Below are 14,815 nucleotides of genomic sequence, written 5' to 3'. Positions count from 1 at the left end.
TTCCCAACAGCGCGCGTTGCCTCAAGCTGCTGGCAACGCGAACCCCGCGATCCCCCGCCCAAGCTTCAGTGCCTGCGCATGCAGCACCTGCATCAGGTGCAATGCCGAGTGCGACGGTGGCTCGAAGCGCGAATAGACGAAGCTGATATCAAAGTGGATTTCTTCGGCCAGTGGCACCACCGCCAAACCGCTGTCTTGCGCCACGAACTCGTCGATCAGGGTAATGCCCATGCCTTGTTTGACCAGGGCCACGGCTTCGTTGGCATTGGTGAACGACAACAGCGATTGCAGGTGCAGGCCGCGCCGGTGGATGTGGTCGGCCAGCAGTTTGCCGAACGGCATGTCGGGCCTGAACAGCAGCAAGTCATGGCCTTGCAGTTGTTCAAGCGCCAGTGATGGCCGTTGCGCCAGGGCATGCTCCGGTGGCATCACCACCACCATGCGCCCCCGCATGAACGCCTGCGAGTGCAGGTGATCGTGGATCACCGGCAAGGCGGCAATCGACAGGTCGACCTTCTTCGACAGGATCTGGTTCGGCATTTCACCCATCAGCGAGGTCTGCCACTCGATGTTCAGCGAGGGCGATTCGCGCTTGAGCTGGGCCAGCGCAATCGGGATGACCACGGTCGACAGCGAAGCACTGCATGAGATGCGCAGGTTGCGATGGCCGCCACTGCCCAGTGACAGCGCACATTCATTGACCTCCAACGCCGCCTGGTACACCCGCTCGACTTCGCGAAACAGAATCTGCGCCTCCAGGGTCGGCACCAGGCGGTTGTTGATGCGCTCGAACAAGCGGTACGCCAGCCGCACCTCGATGTACTGGATCAACTTGCTCACCGCCGGCTGCGACACGTAGAGCATCTTGGCCGCCGCGCTGATCGAGCCCGTCAGCATCACCGCCCTGAACACTTCCATATGGCGCAGTTTGAACACCAGCGCGCGGGATTCTGGGCCTTCATCGTCGAGGGGCATGGGTATTACCTTTGGTTATGGTCTTCGCCATCTGGGTATGAGCGCAAAAGCCGGGCACGCAGTATCTTGAAACCAGCCAAGTCGCCTCTGCGGCGCACAATAACAAGATCTGCACGCAAGCGCAGCGGCGCTTGACGGGAGTGTTGCGTGAACATCTTTGACGAACCCAAGATCGATTGCCATAACCATCTGTTTGACCCTGCACGCTTTCCCTATCACCCCGATGCGCCTTACGCACCCTGCGGGCAAGAGGTCGCGACGCTGGAGCAGTTTAACCGGGTAATGGACGCCTACGGCGTGCAGCATGCCTTGCTGGTGGGGCCCAACAGCGGCTACCACACCGACAATCGCTGCCTGTTGCACGCCCTTGCTGCGGGGCAGGGGCGTTTCAAGGGGGTGGCGGTGGTCGAGCGTGACATCACCCTCGATGCGCTGGCCGCACTGCAGGCGCAAGGGGTGGTAGGCGTTGCGTTCAACCCGGCGCTGTACGGGGTGGCGAGCCTTGAAGCGGTCGATGGGGTGTTCGGCAAGCTCGCCGAGCTTGGCCTGTTTGCCCAGATTCAAGTGTGCGAAGACCAGTTGCTGGCGCTGCGCGGGCTGCTCGAACGCACCTCGGCACGCTTGTTGATTGACCACTGCGGCCGGCCGGAGGTGAGCGCCGGTATTCAACAACCGGGTTTCCAGGCCTTGCTGCGGTTAGCGGGGAGTGGCCGGGCGAGCGTCAAGCTTTCTGGCATGCAGAAGTTTGCTTCGGCCGATGCGCTGCAGGCGCAAAGCAGTGCCTACGTCCATGCCCTGATTGAGGCCTTTGGCCCGGATGCCTGTGTGTGGGGCTCCGATTGGCCGTTCATTCGTCAGCGCTCGCGGGTGGACTACGGGCCACTGCTGAAACTGGCCGAGCGCCTGATGCCCGATGCGCAACTGCGCCGCCAGGTCATGTGGGACACGCCACGACGTCTGTTTGGGTTCGCCTAGCGCACCCCTTTGCCATTCCAATAACAAGAGCGCAACCGTCATGAACACTGAGCAGAACATCGGCTTGGGGGTGTTCGACACGCCCGCACGTCTGCAACAACGTACCCGTACACGTTTCATGATCCTGGCGCTGATATCCGGCGGCACGATGATCAACTACCTCGACCGCAGTGTGATGGGCATCGCGGCGCCCAGCATCAGCGCTGACCTGGGCCTGAATGCGGCGATGATGGGGGTGATTTTCTCGGCGTTTTCCTGGACCTACGCGGCCGCGCAGATCCCCGGTGGCATCCTCATAGACCGGCTGGGCACCAAGTTCACCTATTGGCTGGCCTTGACGCTGTGGTCGCTGTTCACAGGCTTGCAAGGGCTGGCCCAGGGCTTTCTGTCGCTGTTGGGCATGCGTTTTCTGGTGGGGGTGACCGAGGCACCGTGCTTCCCCACCAACAGCCGCGTGGTGGCGACCTGGTTCCCGCAGAGCGAGCGGGCCAGAGCAACCGGCATCTACACCTTCGCCGAGTACACAGGGCTGGCGTTTCTCACGCCACTGCTGTTCTGGGTGCTGCATGCGTACGGCTGGCGTTTTCTGCTGATGGCGGTTGGGCTGATGGGTATCCTTTATGGCCTGGTCTGGTGGCGCAAGTACCATGAGCCGCACCAGTCCACCACGGCGAACCAGGCCGAGCTCGACTACATCGCAGCGGGCGGTGGGGTGGTCGATGGTGGCCAGAAAGCCACGGTGTTTCGCTGGTCGCAGATTCCGGCATTGCTCAAGCACCGCAACATGCTGGGTATCTGCCTGGGCCAGTTTGCCTGCAACTCGACTAACGTGTTCTTCCTGACCTGGTTCCCGACATACCTGGTGACCGAGCGGCACATGCCGTGGTTGAAGGTTGGCTGGGTCGCGGTGCTGCCCTTCATCGCCGCCTCACTGGGGACCCTGGTCGGTGGCTGGCTGTCCGATGCCTTGCTGCGCCGAGGCTACTCGCTGAACGTGGCGCGCAAGCTGCCAGTCATTGCCGGCCTGCTCACGGCCTCGGTCATTGTGCTGGCCAACTACGTCGAATCCGACGCGCTGGTGATCACCATTCTCTGCATCGCCTACTTCGCCCAAGGCATGTCGGCGCTGGCCTGGATGATTGTCTCCGATATCGCGCCGAAGGGGCTGCTGGGCTTGAGTGGCGGCCTGTTCAACCTGTTCGCCAACGCGGCGGGCATCGTCACCCCGCTGACCATCGGCATCATCGTTTCGATGACCGGCTCGTTTGTCTGGGCCCTGGCCTTCGTGTCGTCGATCACCGTCCTTGGTGCCCTGTGTTACGTGTTCATGGTGAGCGACCTGCGTCGCCTGCCAGACGTTCCCTCTCTCGAAAATGGAGCAAAGCAATGAGCCAATACCTGCAAGGGCAGACCGCAATCGTCACCGGTGGCATGCGTGGCATCGGCCTGGGGATTGCGCAACGTCTGCACGCCGCAGGCGCCCAGGTGGTGATCTGGGACCTCGCGGTCGATGGCTGGGACGCAGCTGAAAACGGCTTTGAGCCTGTGCTGCGTCAGTCTGTCGATGTCGCGTCACTGGCCTCGGTAGAAGGGGCGTTCGCTGAAGTGCTGGCGCACGTCGGGCAGGTCGAGATACTGGTCAACAACGCCGGTATCAATGGCCCAGTGGTGCCCGCATGGGAATACCCGCCTGAGGCCTGGGACAAGGTCATCGCCATTGACCTGAACGGCGTGTTCTATTGCTGCCGTACCGCCATCCCGCACATGCGTGAACGCGGCTATGGGCGCATCGTCAATGTCGCCTCGATGGCGGGCAAGGATGGCGTGCAGTACATCTCGGCGTACTCGGCGGCCAAGGCGGGTGTGATTGCGTTCACCAAGGCTGCGGCCAAAGAACTGGCGCAGGATGGCGTGCTGCTCAACTGCGTGGCGCCGGCCATGGTCGAAACGCCGCTGATGGCCGAGATGACCGCGGAGCATATCGCCGCGAGCAAAGCCAAGATCCCCATGGGGCGGTTCTTGAAGGTGGAAGAAATCGCCAACATGGTGAGCTGGATCGCCGGGCCCGAGTGCAGTTTTACCACGGGCTTTGTGTTTGACCTCAGCGGCGGGAGGGCGACCTATTGAGAGGCCTGGGCGCCGCTCACCTGACGCCGGCCTCCCGCGCAACCCACGCCTGGCTGAGCGGGATGCCGGTGGGTCAAGCCTGATCCGGCACCACGGCGATCACATCGATCTCCATCAACCACTCGGCCTGGGCAAGCCCCGCCACCACCAGCCCGGTGGAAATCGGGAACACGCCTTTGAGCCACTTGCCGACTTCCTTGTACACCGGCTCGCGGAAGCGTGGGTCGGTGATGTAGGTGGTGGTCTTGACGATGTGCGACAGGTCCGAGCCGGCCTCCTCAAGCAGTTGCTTGACGTTTTTCATCGCTTGTTCGGCCTGTGCCTGTGGGTCACCCAGGCCCACCAGGCGCCCCTCGAAGTCGGTACCCACCTGGCCGCGTACGTAGATGGTGTTGCCGGCACGCACCGCCTGGCACAGGTCGTTGTCCAGGGTCTGGTTGGGGTAGGTGACCTTGGTGTTGAACATGCGGATACGGGTATGGGTAGGCATCAGTGGGCTCCGAGGGTGCTGACGTTGCTGATCAAGGGTTGTTGTTGCTCATCCGCTGCGCGTTGTTCGCTGTCGCGGTAGGCCAGGTAGGTCCGTTGCGTGGCGATGTGGCCGGCGACGTGCTTGGCGTCGTGCCACACGCCCCAGATGAACGACGAGCCACGGCGCGACAGCCAGGGCAGGCCGAGGAAGTACACGCCCGGCTCGCGGGCAACGCCGCGCTGGTGTTGTGGCTTGCCGTTGGCGTCGAAGGTGTCGACCTGCAACCAGCTGAAGTCCACGCCATAGCCGGTGGCCCAAATGATGGTGCTGACGCCGGCGTTGGCCAGGTCGAGTTCATGCAGCGGGTTGCTCAGGCACTCAGGGTCGGGCAGTTGCTGACGCGCCTCAGGTTCCTCAGGCAGGTCCAGGCCGTTACGTTCGATGTAAGCGTCGGCGGCATCGAGCAGGGCCAGGTAGTTTTCGTCGCCACGGCGGATGTTGTCCGCCAGGTTGTCCTGGAAACGGGCAATGCCATCGGCGAACGACTGGGTCAGGCCAACCAGGGTCATGCCTTGCTGGGCGAGGGCGCGGAAGTCCACGGTGTGGCCGCCGCGTGCGCCGCTGACGGCGATGGTCACGTGCTCGCGGCCCGGCTTGGCGATTTCGGCGTCCCACTCGCCCAATACCCCCAGCCACCAGCAGAAGTCGCGGTTGCGGTAGGCCCGTGGGGGGCGGTCATGGGCGCCAACCGAGAGGTACACCTGGCGCCCGGCGCGCATCAGTTCTTCGGCGATCTGCACGCCCGAGGAGCCTGCGCCCACCACCAGCACTGCCCCTTCGGGCAACTGCTCGGGGTTGTAGTAGGCGGCGGAGTGGATCTGGTGCAGGCGCGCGTCTTTTGGCGCAATGGCCGGGATCACCGGGCGCTGGAACGGGCCGGTGGCAGCGACTACGCGGTTGGCGCGGATCACGCCCTCGTTGGTTTCGATGGTGAAGCCGGGGCGGTCGCTGTTGCGCACCACTTTCTTCACTTCGATGCCGGTGCGCACCGGCAGGTTGTACTTGCGTACGTACTGTTCGAAGTAGTCGGCAACCTGGTCCTTACCCGCGAAGGCATCGGCGTCGAGGTTGAATTCGAGGCCGGGGAAGCGGTCGTGCCAGACTGGGCCATTGGCAACCAGCGAGTCCCAGCGGCCTGTGCGCCAGGCTTCGGCGATGCGGTTGCGCTCCAGTACCAGGTGGGGTACGCCGAGCTTGTTCAGGTGTTCGCTCATGGCCACGCCGGCTTGGCCGGCGCCGACGACGAGGGTGTCGATTTCGAGGTTGTTCAAAGTCATGTCCGAGCCCTTTTCCAGGCGGTTTTTGTGAGGTCGGTTTGGAGGACCGCCGTTGCCTGGGGCCAGACTAGGGATGCGGCGCAAATGGCGAAAATAGTATTTAGCTGGGGCTTGCCGATAAAACGGCGAAGGCCCTGATTCGCAAGGCCTGCAGCGGTGTTTAGGCGGTTTTTTCAGGTCGATCGCGGCGGTGTGAGAGGCCTTAGTTTTTTCCTGTTCAAACCCTCGGAAAAAGGTCGTTTCGCGGGCTGGACCCTTCCCCCCAGAATGCCGTGCATTGGACAGAACAACAGGAGCCATCACATGACGTTTTCCATCATCGGTCGTTGCCAGGAAACCGGCCAGGTCGGTATCGCCATCAGTTCGTCGAGCATTGCAGTTGGGGCACGCTGCCCCTGGGTACGGGCGGGAGTGGGGGCGGTCGCTACCCAGAACATCACCTTGCCGGCGCTGGGGCCGCAGTTGCTCGATGCTCTGGAGCAGGGGCAGTTGCCACCGGCTGCCGCGCTGGACCGGGTGCTCAACGCCAACGGCTGGAGCGAGTACCGCCAGGTCACCGTGATCGACAGCCATGGCCAGGTTGCGTTGTTCACCGGCAAGCAGGCGCTTGGGGTACATGATGCCGTGGCCGGCGAGCAGTGCGCTGCCGCGGGTAATTTGCTGTCGTCCAAGCAGGTGATCGAGGCCATGGTGCACGCCTTTGAACAGGCCGGGGGGCATTTGGCCGACCGCCTGCTGGCGGCCATGCACGCGGCCATGACGGCAGGCGGTGAGGCAGGCCCGGTGCATTCCGCCGCGTTGAAGATTGCGGGCGAACTGACCTGGCCACTGGTGGACCTGCGCGTTGACTGGGCCGATGAAGACCCGATCGGTCAGCTGGACAGCCTGTGGCAAGCCTATCGCCCGCAGATGCAGGACTACGTGACCCGCGCCCTTGACCCCACGGCTGCACCGAGCTACGGAGTGCCGGGTAATGAGTGAGCTCACCAGCCGCGCGCTGCTTGCCCGGCTGATCGGCTTTGCCACGGTCAGCCGCGATTCCAACCTGGCGCTGATCAGCTTCATCCGTGACTATCTGGCGGACCTTGGGGTGGACTGCGAGTTGTTCCACAATGCCGAGGGCACCAAGGCCAACCTGTTTGCCACCCTCGGCCCGCAGGACGTTGGCGGTGTGGTGCTGTCGGGGCACACCGACGTGGTGCCGGTGGACGGCCAGGCGTGGACGGTCGAGCCGTTTGCCTTGAGCGAGCGAGATGGGCGCCTGTATGGGCGTGGTACTGCGGACATGAAGGGCTTTATCGCTTCGGTACTGGCGGCGGTCCCGGCGTTTCTTGCTCGCCCGCTTCGTATCCCACTGCACCTGGCGTTCTCCTATGACGAAGAAGTCGGCTGTCTGGGGGTGCGTTCGATGCTCGCGGCGCTTGAACAGCGCCCGCACAAACCACGGCTGTGCCTGATCGGCGAGCCGACCGAGCTCAAACCGGTATTGGGGCACAAGGGCAAACTGGCGATGCGTTGCCAGGTGCATGGCGCGGCGTGTCACTCGGCCTATGCGCCTTATGGGGTGAATGCCATCGAATACGCGGCGCGATTGATCGGCAAGCTGGGCGAGATCGGTGATGGGTTGGCGCGGCCTGAGCACCATGACGAGCGTTTCGATCCGCCGTTTTCCACGGTACAGACCGGCGTAATCAAAGGTGGCAGGGCGCTGAACATCGTGCCCGAGGAATGCGAGTTCGACTTCGAGGTGCGCGCCTTGCCAGGGTTCGACGCTCAGGGGGTGGCTGACCAATTGCAGGGTTACGCCGAGGCCGAGTTGCTGCCGCGCATGCGTGCCGTCGACCAGGATGCCGATATTCGCCTTCAGCCGCTGAGTGCGTATCCGGGGCTGGCCACGCCGGCTGACAGCGAGGCGGCGCGGTTGGTCGCGTTGCTCAGTGGATCAGAGGCGTTCGGTACGGTCGCCTTCGGCACCGAAGGCGGCCTGTTCGACCAGGCCGGTATCCCGACGGTGGTCTGCGGGCCGGGGAGCATGGAGCAGGGGCACAAGCCGGACGAGTTTGTCAGTGTCGAGCAGTTGCAGGGGTGTGATGCGATGCTGATGCGGTTGGTGGCTTACCTGCAGCAGGGCTGAACCGCAGGCTCACGCCGTGCCCGCTCCTACAAGGAGCGGGCAATGCCGCAATGAATCAGAACGTCGCCTTGACCTGCAAACCGACGACCAACGCATTGTCGATAGCTTTACCCGAAAACGCTCCCGGCTCGATGATGTACTGCACATCCGGGCGCAGGTTTAGCCATGGCGTGGCTTGGTAGCCGTAGCTCAGCTCGATCAACTGTTCGCCGCTGTCGATGTCCGGGAACTGCTGCCCTGCATTGAACGCGGCGTCTTCCAGTACATCGCGGCTGCGCGGATTAGGCACGGCGCGGCCATAGCCCAGGGCCACGGTATCGCGCGGGCGGCCTTCGAACGGCTTGTACAGCACCACCCCGGCGCCATACCACTTGGTGAACGGTGAAGCGGCCTTGCTCGATGCCGAATATTGGCCAAAGGCATGCAGGCTGCGCCCTGGCGAGCTCGGGTCGTTCCACACGGCCTGGTCGATCAGCAGGTAATGGCCGCCGCGACCGGACACTTCCTCGTCGCTACCGATGCGCTTCACATCAGAGCTGTCGTAGTAGTAGCCCAGCTTGTACTCGCCTGGCAGCTCACCCTGCAGTTTGTAAACCAGCTCAACCGGGACCACGGTGCCCGTGGTGTGCTTGGGCCCCAGGTGCCAGGCGCGGCTGGAGTTGCCGTTGCTTTGCGGGTCGACGTTGAACGCCGCCACACGCAGTTGCCAGGACGGCGACAGGTCGTATTTCACCCGCACTCCCAGGTGGGCGTTGGGGTAGTTGGTCCAGCCGCTGCCGCCGGACATGTTCAGCGGGTGGCCGCAAAAACCGGCGTTCATGAAGTTGCACAGAATGCCACTGTCGAGGCCGCCGAGGTCGTTGCCCATGGCCATGTAGCCGAGCTTGACGTTGAGGGCCGGGGTGAACAGGGTGCGTTCGTAGCTCAGTTCGGTCAGGCGGGTGTACAGGCCACCGAAGTTTTCCTGAATCGGCAGGCGGTTGCCGACCAGGTCTTCCGACGCGCTGTTGCCGCGACGGTCGTTGATGGTCAGCTGAACCTTGCCGCCGTTTTCCAGGCCGTACAGTTTCGACAGGTCGAACTGCACGCCAAGCTTGAGGTTTTGCGAGTAGCGGGCCGAACGGTGCAGGCCACCGTGGGCGTTGTAGGCCGTTTCACCGCTGTAGTCACCGGTGAACTTGACGCCGTCCTCCTCCAGTTGCTGGCGCAGGCCGCCCCAGTCACCGGTCATGGTGCTGCGGGTCATGAGGTCGCCGTCGGCGAGGGCGGTGGTGCTGGCCAGGGCCAATAGCAGGGCAGTGGGTGTGTAGCGCATTGCGAGGGCTTTCCTGGGAAATCTGGGTGTTGTTGAGGGCCTCTTCGCGGGCAAGCCCGCTCCCACAGGCGTTGCAGCATCTTGGGCTGCAAGCGGAACCTGTGGGAGCGGGCTTGCCCGCGAAAGGAACGACTCGATTTAAGGCAGGGCGTAAGAAATCACGTAGTCGCCACGGTCAGTCGACTGACGGGCGCCACCGGCGGTAATGACCACATACTGCTTGCCGGTTTTCGGCGAAACGTAAGTCATCGGGCCACCTTGGCTGCCTACTGGCAGACGGGCCTTCCAGACTTCATTACCATTGCTGCTGTCGTAAGCGCGCAGGTAGAAGTCCTGGGTGCCGGCGATGAACACCAGGCCGCCTTGGGTGGACAGCGTGCCGCCCAGGGTTGGCAGGCCGATCTTGATCGGCAGGTGCATGCGGATACCCAGTGGGCCGGTGTCCTCGACGGTGCCGACCGGTACCTGCCAGGCGATCTGGCGGGTTTTCATGTCGACGGCGGTCAGGGTGCCGAACGGCGGTGCCTGGCAGGGAATGCCGGCGACCGACAGGAAGCGGTTCTTGTTCACCGCATACGGCGTGCCCTTGAGGGGCACGGCACCCATGCCGGTGTTCAACGCTTCGCCACCGGCAGCGGTCTGGCCTTTGTTCTGCGACGGGATCATCTGGATCCACAGGCCCAGACGCATGTCGTTGACGAAGATGAAGCCGTGCACCGGATCGGTGGAAATGCTGCCCCAGTTCATGCCACCCAGCGAGCCCGGGAAGCTCAGCGACAGGTCGGTGCCTGGCGCGGTGTACAGGCCGTCGTAGCGCATTTTCTTGAAGTCGATGCGGCACAGCAGCTGGTCATACGGGGTCGCGCCCCACATGTCCGATTCGGTCAGGGTCTGCGCGCCAATCTGCGGCATGCCGACCGATTTTGGCTGGGTCGGGGAGTACGGCTCATTGGGGATGTTGCTCGGTTTTACCGGTACTTCATCGACCTGGGTCAGCGGTTTGCCGGTTGCTCGGTCAAGCACGTAGATCTGCCCGGCCTTGGTGCCGATCACCACCGCAGGTACGGTCTTGCCGTCGTCCTTGGTGAAGTCGATCAGGCTCGGCTGCATCGGCAGGTCGAAGTCCCAGAGGTCGTTGTGGACCGTCTGGTAGACCCATTTCTGGTTGCCGGTAGTGGCGTCCAGGGCCAATACCGAAGCGCCGTAGGTGTGGTCCAGCTTGTTGCGCTCTACGCCATAGATGTCGGTGGACGACGAGCCCATCGGCAGGAACACGGTGTTCATTGCCGGGTCGTAGGACATCGGTGCCCAGCTGTTCGGCGTGCTGCGTACATAGCTGCTGCCGTCGGCCGGGGCGTTGCGGTCTTCCGGGTTGCCTGGGTCGAAGGCCCAGCGCATGGCCCCGGTGATGACGTCGAAGCCACGAATCACGCCGCCAGGCATGTCGGTCTGGACGTTATCGGCAACGCGACCGCCAACCACCACGGTGGTACCGGCCATCAGCGGCGCGGACGACAGTTGGTAGAAGGAGTCCGGTACGTCACCCAGGCCGGCCATGAGGTTGACCTGGCCGTTGTTGCCAAAGCCCTGGCAGAACTCACCGGTGTCGGCGTCAACCGCGATCAGGCGGCCGTCGATGGTGTTGGTCAGCAAGCGGCGTTGGCAGTTGGCACCGGCCGCGACAGTGGCCACGGAGATGGGCGAACTGTTCGGCTGGGTGGGTTGGGCCAGCGGCGCGGTGGCGTCGAAGTAGGCCATGCCGCGGCAGCGCTGCCAGACCTTGGACTGGGCGTTGATCTGGTTCTTCCACAGCTCTTTGCCGGTGTCGGCGTCGAGTGCGATCAGGTTGTTGTGTGGGGTGCAGATGAACACCTTGTTGCCAACCTGCAGCGGGGTCAGTTGGTCCTCGGCGCCGTTGCCGTCGCTGATGGCGACGTCACCGGTGTGGTAGGTCCAGGCCACCTTGAGCTTGTTGACGTTGTCACGGTTGATCTGGTCGAGCGCGGCGAAGCGGCTGCCACCTTCGGTGTTGCCGTAGTGGGCCCAGTCCTTCTGCGCTTTGCCCGCTTCGACCGGGGTCATGCCTGGGCCTTTGCCCGTGGGCGCGACACTGGGGTGAGCGACGAACATGTTGCCTGCGGCAATCACCAGTGCCACCGCCATCACACCCGCGATGCCGTAGGCGCCGCGCCCGGCAGTGCCGCCGTTGGCACGTACCAGCATGGGGTAGACCAGCGCCACCACCATGCCGATCGCGCCGAACATGAACACGCGGGAGAACAGCGGCCAGAACACCAGGCCCGTGTCGATCAATGCCCAGATCGCGGTACCGATCAGGAACACGGCATACAACCAGGCACCGACGACCTTGCGACGAGCAATGAGGATACCGGCGATGGCCATGGCCAGGCCGCCGATCAGGAAGTACCAGGAACCGCCGAGGCCGGCCAACTTGATACCGCCAGCGGCCAGGAGCAGGCCGAGCAGGGCGACGATAACGCCCAGGCCGACCAGAATGAGGGTTGTGGCGCCAGAGGCGCGTGGTGTTTCTTTCATGCCAGGGATCTCAGCAGGTGGAATGTGCGCAGTTTAAGCCCTTAGCAAGCTAATTAACAAGTTAGTACAAAGTGTTGTGGGGCTGATTGTCGCAGGGCTGAACTTGCCAAGGTGTAGCGAAAAGTCTAGATCGAGCGCTGAAAATTGCAGTAAACAAGGTGTTCATGCCGGATATGCAATCAGTGCTCATACTTTGGTCGGGGCGTCTGCAGCGACTCAGCTGCTGGTTGAGTAGAGCCAGCCTCACTCAGGCCACGGGCTGGCGCTGCTGTAGAACACCGCGAGCCAGACCGTCGCTGTCCCGGGGGCGGTCCATTCCACCCGATGGCGGTAACGCGCTGGGATGTCGAGGCAATCGCCAGGCTCCAGCAGCCGGGTATGGTTTTCATGCTCGAAGCGCAGGCCTGCTGCCCCGCTTAACAGCACGATCCATTCCCCTTCGGCCTGGTCGTACCAGTATCCTGGCGGGCTCGACTGGCCGCTCGAAACAATGCGCTCTATCCGCACGCCGGGGCGGCTGAGCAGCTCGTCGACGCGCTCGGCAGCGGTCGGGTCGCAGGACGGGAGAGGGTTCAGCACGTTGAAGGGAGCCATGGGCAATCTCGTTCAAAGGGACGAGCTTCCACTATGGACGTGAATGCGGGGCTGCGCGCTTCTTGACCATCCCTGCAGATTGTAGGACCGTTCCGATTTTTCAAAGACGGAAGAAAAATGGACAAACTCCTGGCCATGAAGATGTTCGCAGCGACCGTCGATGCTCAGGGGTTTTCCGCGGCGGCGCGCAAGCTGGGGGTGGCGACGTCGTCAGTGACACGCCTGGTTGATGCCCTGGAGACCGAGCTTGGCGCCACCTTGCTGAACCGCTCGACCCGCCAGGTCAGCCTGACCGAAGCGGGCGCCCGCTACTACGCGCGTGCCCGGAGCATCTTCGAAGCGCTGGATGAAGCTGACGCCAGTGTCGCGGACCGGGGCGAGGAGCCTGTCGGTGTGCTGCGCCTGTGCCTGCCGGTGGAGTTCGGTCGGCGGGTGATCGCGCCCCACCTGGGGGCGTTTTTGGCGAAGCACCCGGCGCTGGAGCTGGACATCGACCTGAGCGACCGCCTGGATGACTTGCTCGATGGCCGTTACGACCTGTCGATCCGGCTGGGCGACCCGGCGCCAAACGACGAACTGGTATGCCGCCAACTGGGCCGTTTCGAACGTTGGCTGGTGGCCAGCCCCGGTTACCTGGCCGGGCGCGAAACGTTGGAGCACCCGCAACAGTTGCTCGAACACGCGTGCCTGCGTTTTCGTTACGGGCAAAAAGCGCGCCCCTGGCGCCTATCGCGGGCGCGACAGGTGCTGGAGCTGGACGTGAGCGGGCCGCTTCGCAGCGCCAATGCCGACCTGTTGCGTGAAGCCGCGCTGGCGGGTAGCGGTATTGCCCTGCTGGCCGACTGGTTGGTGCGCGAGGATGTGGCCGACGGCACGCTGCAGCGCGTGTTCGGTGACTGGCAGATCAGCCCCGGCACCGCCAATGACCGGATCAATGCGCTGTACCTGCCCAATCATCGCGGCTCGCGTCGGGTGACGGCGTTCATCGCATTCTGTGAAGGCTTGTTGGCCATTTAAAGCCAGCGTTGCGCTGGGTGCAAAGCGCCGTTGCGCGCCGGCCGGATTCTCGCCTGCGGTATGCCTGGGTAAGGTGTGCGGCATATTCCGTCCCTTGTCGAGGAACATCGCATGAACCCCTCCCTAGCCGCAGACCAGCCCTCGGCCATCGGCCTGAGCCGGGCCCTGGTGACCCTGCTGGCGTTTTGCTGCGGCGCCATCGTCGCCAATATCTACTATGCCCAGCCTATCGTCGGGCTCATTGCCCCGGATCTGGGGCTTTCCACCGAGCGTGCCAGCCTGATCGTCTCGCTGACCCAGCTTGGTTATGCCTTGGGGCTGCTGTTGTTGGTGCCGCTGGCCGACCTGCTGGAAAACCGCCGGCTGATGATCGCCACCGCAGTACTGGCCTGCGTCAGCCTGTTGTTGGCAGGCACCAGCGGCAGTGGCCAGGGCCAGCTGTTTCTGGGCTATGCGCTGCTGATCGGGTTCAGTTCGGTCGCGGTGCAGATGCTTATCCCGCTGGCGGCGCACTTGGCGCCCGAGCAGCAGCGTGGCCGTGTGGTCGGCAACATCATGGGCGGCCTGCTGCTGGGCATTCTGCTGGCGCGGCCGTTATCGAGCCTGGTGGCTGATCACTTTGGTTGGCGAACCGTGTTCGTCGGTGCGGCGGGCGTGATGCTGGCGATCATTCTGTTACTGGCCCTGACCCTGCCGCGCCGGGTGCCAGAGCACAAGGCCAGCTATGGCGCGCTGATGATGTCGTTGATCGCGCTGCTGCGCCGGTATCCGCTGCTGCGTCAGCGCTCGCTGTACCAGGCATTGATGTTCGCAGCATTCAGCCTGTACTGGACTGCGGTGCCACTGGCCCTGGCAGGGGCGCACGGCCTGTCGCAGAGCCAGATTGCGCTGTTTGCCCTGGTCGGTGCAGTGGGGGCCGTGGCCGCGCCCATGGCCGGCCGCCTGGCTGATGCCGGGCATGCCCGTGCAGGGTCTCAGGTGGCCTTGCTGCTGGCGCCCGTAGCGCTGCTGTTCGGGCTGACGACGCCAGGCTTCAGTGTGATCGGCCTTGGGTTGACGGGGGTGCTGCTGGACTTCGCGGTGCAGATGAACATGGTGATCGGCCAGCGTGAAGTCTATGCGCTGGACCCGGCCAGCCGCGGGCGGCTGAACGCGGTGTACATGACTAGCATCTTCCTGGGAGGGGCGTTGGGTTCGGCGGTGGCCAGTGCGCTGTTTGCCCAGTTTGGCTGGCACGGTGTGGCGTTGGTAGGCGCCGGGTTGCCTGGGCTGGCGCTTTTGGTGTTCGTCATGCAGGGGCGGCGCAGCTGACC

General features: G+C 63.7%; 12 protein-coding genes and 1 pseudogene. 7 read left to right on the top strand and 6 right to left on the bottom strand.

Going from position 1 to position 14,815, the window contains the following annotated elements; all coding sequences use genetic code 11:
* Positions 1 to 21 precede the first annotated feature (21 nt).
* Positions 22 to 975 (bottom strand): LysR family transcriptional regulator, encoded by a 954-nt coding sequence (locus OGV19_RS12130; protein ID WP_264313592.1) that lies wholly within the window; start codon positions 973 to 975, stop codon positions 22 to 24.
* Positions 976 to 1,122: 147 nt separating this feature from the next.
* On the opposite strand from OGV19_RS12130, the gene OGV19_RS12125 reads away from it, so the two are divergent.
* The 3 genes from OGV19_RS12125 to OGV19_RS12115 are packed head-to-tail and all read left to right on the top strand — an operon-like array spanning position 1,123 to position 4,077.
* A complete protein-coding gene (locus OGV19_RS12125; RefSeq protein ID WP_264313591.1) occupies positions 1,123 to 1,950 on the top strand; it encodes an amidohydrolase family protein in 828 nt (275 codons plus the stop codon).
* A 40-nt stretch (positions 1,951 to 1,990) separates the two neighbouring features.
* The gene (locus OGV19_RS12120; RefSeq protein WP_264313590.1) at positions 1,991 to 3,340 is read left to right on the top strand and encodes an MFS transporter; all 1,350 of its coding nucleotides are present in this window, start codon (positions 1,991 to 1,993) and stop codon (positions 3,338 to 3,340) included.
* Positions 3,337 to 4,077: an SDR family NAD(P)-dependent oxidoreductase gene (locus tag OGV19_RS12115; RefSeq protein ID WP_264313589.1), complete on the top strand. Its 741-nt coding sequence runs from the start codon at positions 3,337 to 3,339 to the stop codon at positions 4,075 to 4,077. The genes OGV19_RS12120 and OGV19_RS12115 overlap by 4 nt, the downstream gene beginning before the upstream one ends.
* A gap of 73 nt (positions 4,078 to 4,150) precedes the next feature.
* On the opposite strand, the gene OGV19_RS12110 is transcribed toward OGV19_RS12115, so the two are convergent.
* On the bottom strand, positions 4,151 to 4,567 hold the full coding sequence (locus OGV19_RS12110; RefSeq protein ID WP_264313588.1) for a RidA family protein: 417 nt from the start codon (positions 4,565 to 4,567) through the stop codon (positions 4,151 to 4,153).
* A pseudogene (locus tag OGV19_RS12105) lies at positions 4,567 to 5,972 on the bottom strand (flavin-containing monooxygenase). Before OGV19_RS12105 ends, OGV19_RS12110 begins: the two are co-directional and overlap by 1 nt.
* A gap of 217 nt (positions 5,973 to 6,189) precedes the next feature.
* Between OGV19_RS12105 and OGV19_RS12100 the strand changes: the two are divergent.
* Both OGV19_RS12100 and argE read left to right on the top strand, forming a co-directional pair.
* A complete protein-coding gene (locus OGV19_RS12100) occupies positions 6,190 to 6,867 on the top strand; it encodes a DUF1028 domain-containing protein (RefSeq protein ID WP_264313586.1) in 678 nt (225 codons plus the stop codon).
* Entirely contained in the window at positions 6,860 to 8,020 is a 1,161-nt protein-coding gene (argE, locus tag OGV19_RS12095) for an acetylornithine deacetylase (protein WP_264313585.1), read from the top strand. Before OGV19_RS12100 ends, argE begins: the two co-directional genes overlap by 8 nt.
* Before the next feature lie 55 nt (positions 8,021 to 8,075).
* Here the strand turns inward: argE and OGV19_RS12090 are convergent, their stop codons facing one another.
* The 3 genes from OGV19_RS12090 to OGV19_RS12080 form a co-directional block, all read right to left on the bottom strand.
* Complete coding sequence (locus tag OGV19_RS12090; protein ID WP_264313584.1) at positions 8,076 to 9,335, bottom strand: carbohydrate porin; 1,260 nt, start codon at positions 9,333 to 9,335, stop codon at positions 8,076 to 8,078.
* A gap of 138 nt (positions 9,336 to 9,473) precedes the next feature.
* Positions 9,474 to 11,891, bottom strand: coding sequence for a glucose/quinate/shikimate family membrane-bound PQQ-dependent dehydrogenase (locus OGV19_RS12085; RefSeq protein ID WP_264313583.1), 2,418 nt, complete (start codon positions 11,889 to 11,891; stop codon positions 9,474 to 9,476).
* A 243-nt stretch (positions 11,892 to 12,134) separates the two neighbouring features.
* Positions 12,135 to 12,485, bottom strand: a complete 351-nt coding sequence (locus tag OGV19_RS12080; RefSeq protein WP_264313582.1) for a cupin domain-containing protein — start codon at positions 12,483 to 12,485, stop codon at positions 12,135 to 12,137.
* Positions 12,486 to 12,602: 117 nt separating this feature from the next.
* Here OGV19_RS12080 and OGV19_RS12075 point away from each other — a divergent pair, with 117 nt between their 5' ends.
* The gene (locus tag OGV19_RS12075) at positions 12,603 to 13,502 is read left to right on the top strand and encodes a LysR family transcriptional regulator (protein WP_264313581.1); all 900 of its coding nucleotides are present in this window, start codon (positions 12,603 to 12,605) and stop codon (positions 13,500 to 13,502) included.
* A gap of 111 nt (positions 13,503 to 13,613) precedes the next feature.
* On the top strand, positions 13,614 to 14,813 hold the full coding sequence (locus tag OGV19_RS12070; protein WP_264313580.1) for an MFS transporter: 1,200 nt from the start codon (positions 13,614 to 13,616) through the stop codon (positions 14,811 to 14,813).
* Positions 14,814 to 14,815 lie beyond the last annotated feature (2 nt).

The sequence above is a fragment of the Pseudomonas putida genome (assembly GCF_025905425.1).
GTDB lineage: Bacteria > Pseudomonadota > Gammaproteobacteria > Pseudomonadales > Pseudomonadaceae > Aquipseudomonas > Aquipseudomonas putida_AF.
Note: the sequence above shows the minus strand (reverse complement) of the source record. Positions and strands in the feature narration are given on the sequence as shown.

What these genes read in the sequence shown, in the direction of transcription:
- OGV19_RS12090 (WP_264313584.1), bottom strand. Translation starts at nt 9,335, where the DNA reads ATGCGCTACACACCCACTGCCCTGCTATTGGCCCTGGCCAGCACCACC.
- OGV19_RS12070 (WP_264313580.1), top strand. Translation starts at nt 13,614, where the DNA reads ATGAACCCCTCCCTAGCCGCAGACCAGCCCTCGGCCATCGGCCTGAGC.
- OGV19_RS12085 (WP_264313583.1), bottom strand. Translation starts at nt 11,891, where the DNA reads ATGAAAGAAACACCACGCGCCTCTGGCGCCACAACCCTCATTCTGGTC.
- OGV19_RS12075 (WP_264313581.1), top strand. Translation starts at nt 12,603, where the DNA reads ATGGACAAACTCCTGGCCATGAAGATGTTCGCAGCGACCGTCGATGCT.
- OGV19_RS12130 (WP_264313592.1), bottom strand. Translation starts at nt 975, where the DNA reads ATGCCCCTCGACGATGAAGGCCCAGAATCCCGCGCGCTGGTGTTCAAA.
- argE (WP_264313585.1), top strand. Translation starts at nt 6,860, where the DNA reads ATGAGTGAGCTCACCAGCCGCGCGCTGCTTGCCCGGCTGATCGGCTTT.
- OGV19_RS12080 (WP_264313582.1), bottom strand. Translation starts at nt 12,485, where the DNA reads ATGGCTCCCTTCAACGTGCTGAACCCTCTCCCGTCCTGCGACCCGACC.
- OGV19_RS12115 (WP_264313589.1), top strand. Translation starts at nt 3,337, where the DNA reads ATGAGCCAATACCTGCAAGGGCAGACCGCAATCGTCACCGGTGGCATG.
- OGV19_RS12120 (WP_264313590.1), top strand. Translation starts at nt 1,991, where the DNA reads ATGAACACTGAGCAGAACATCGGCTTGGGGGTGTTCGACACGCCCGCA.
- OGV19_RS12100 (WP_264313586.1), top strand. Translation starts at nt 6,190, where the DNA reads ATGACGTTTTCCATCATCGGTCGTTGCCAGGAAACCGGCCAGGTCGGT.
- OGV19_RS12110 (WP_264313588.1), bottom strand. Translation starts at nt 4,567, where the DNA reads ATGCCTACCCATACCCGTATCCGCATGTTCAACACCAAGGTCACCTAC.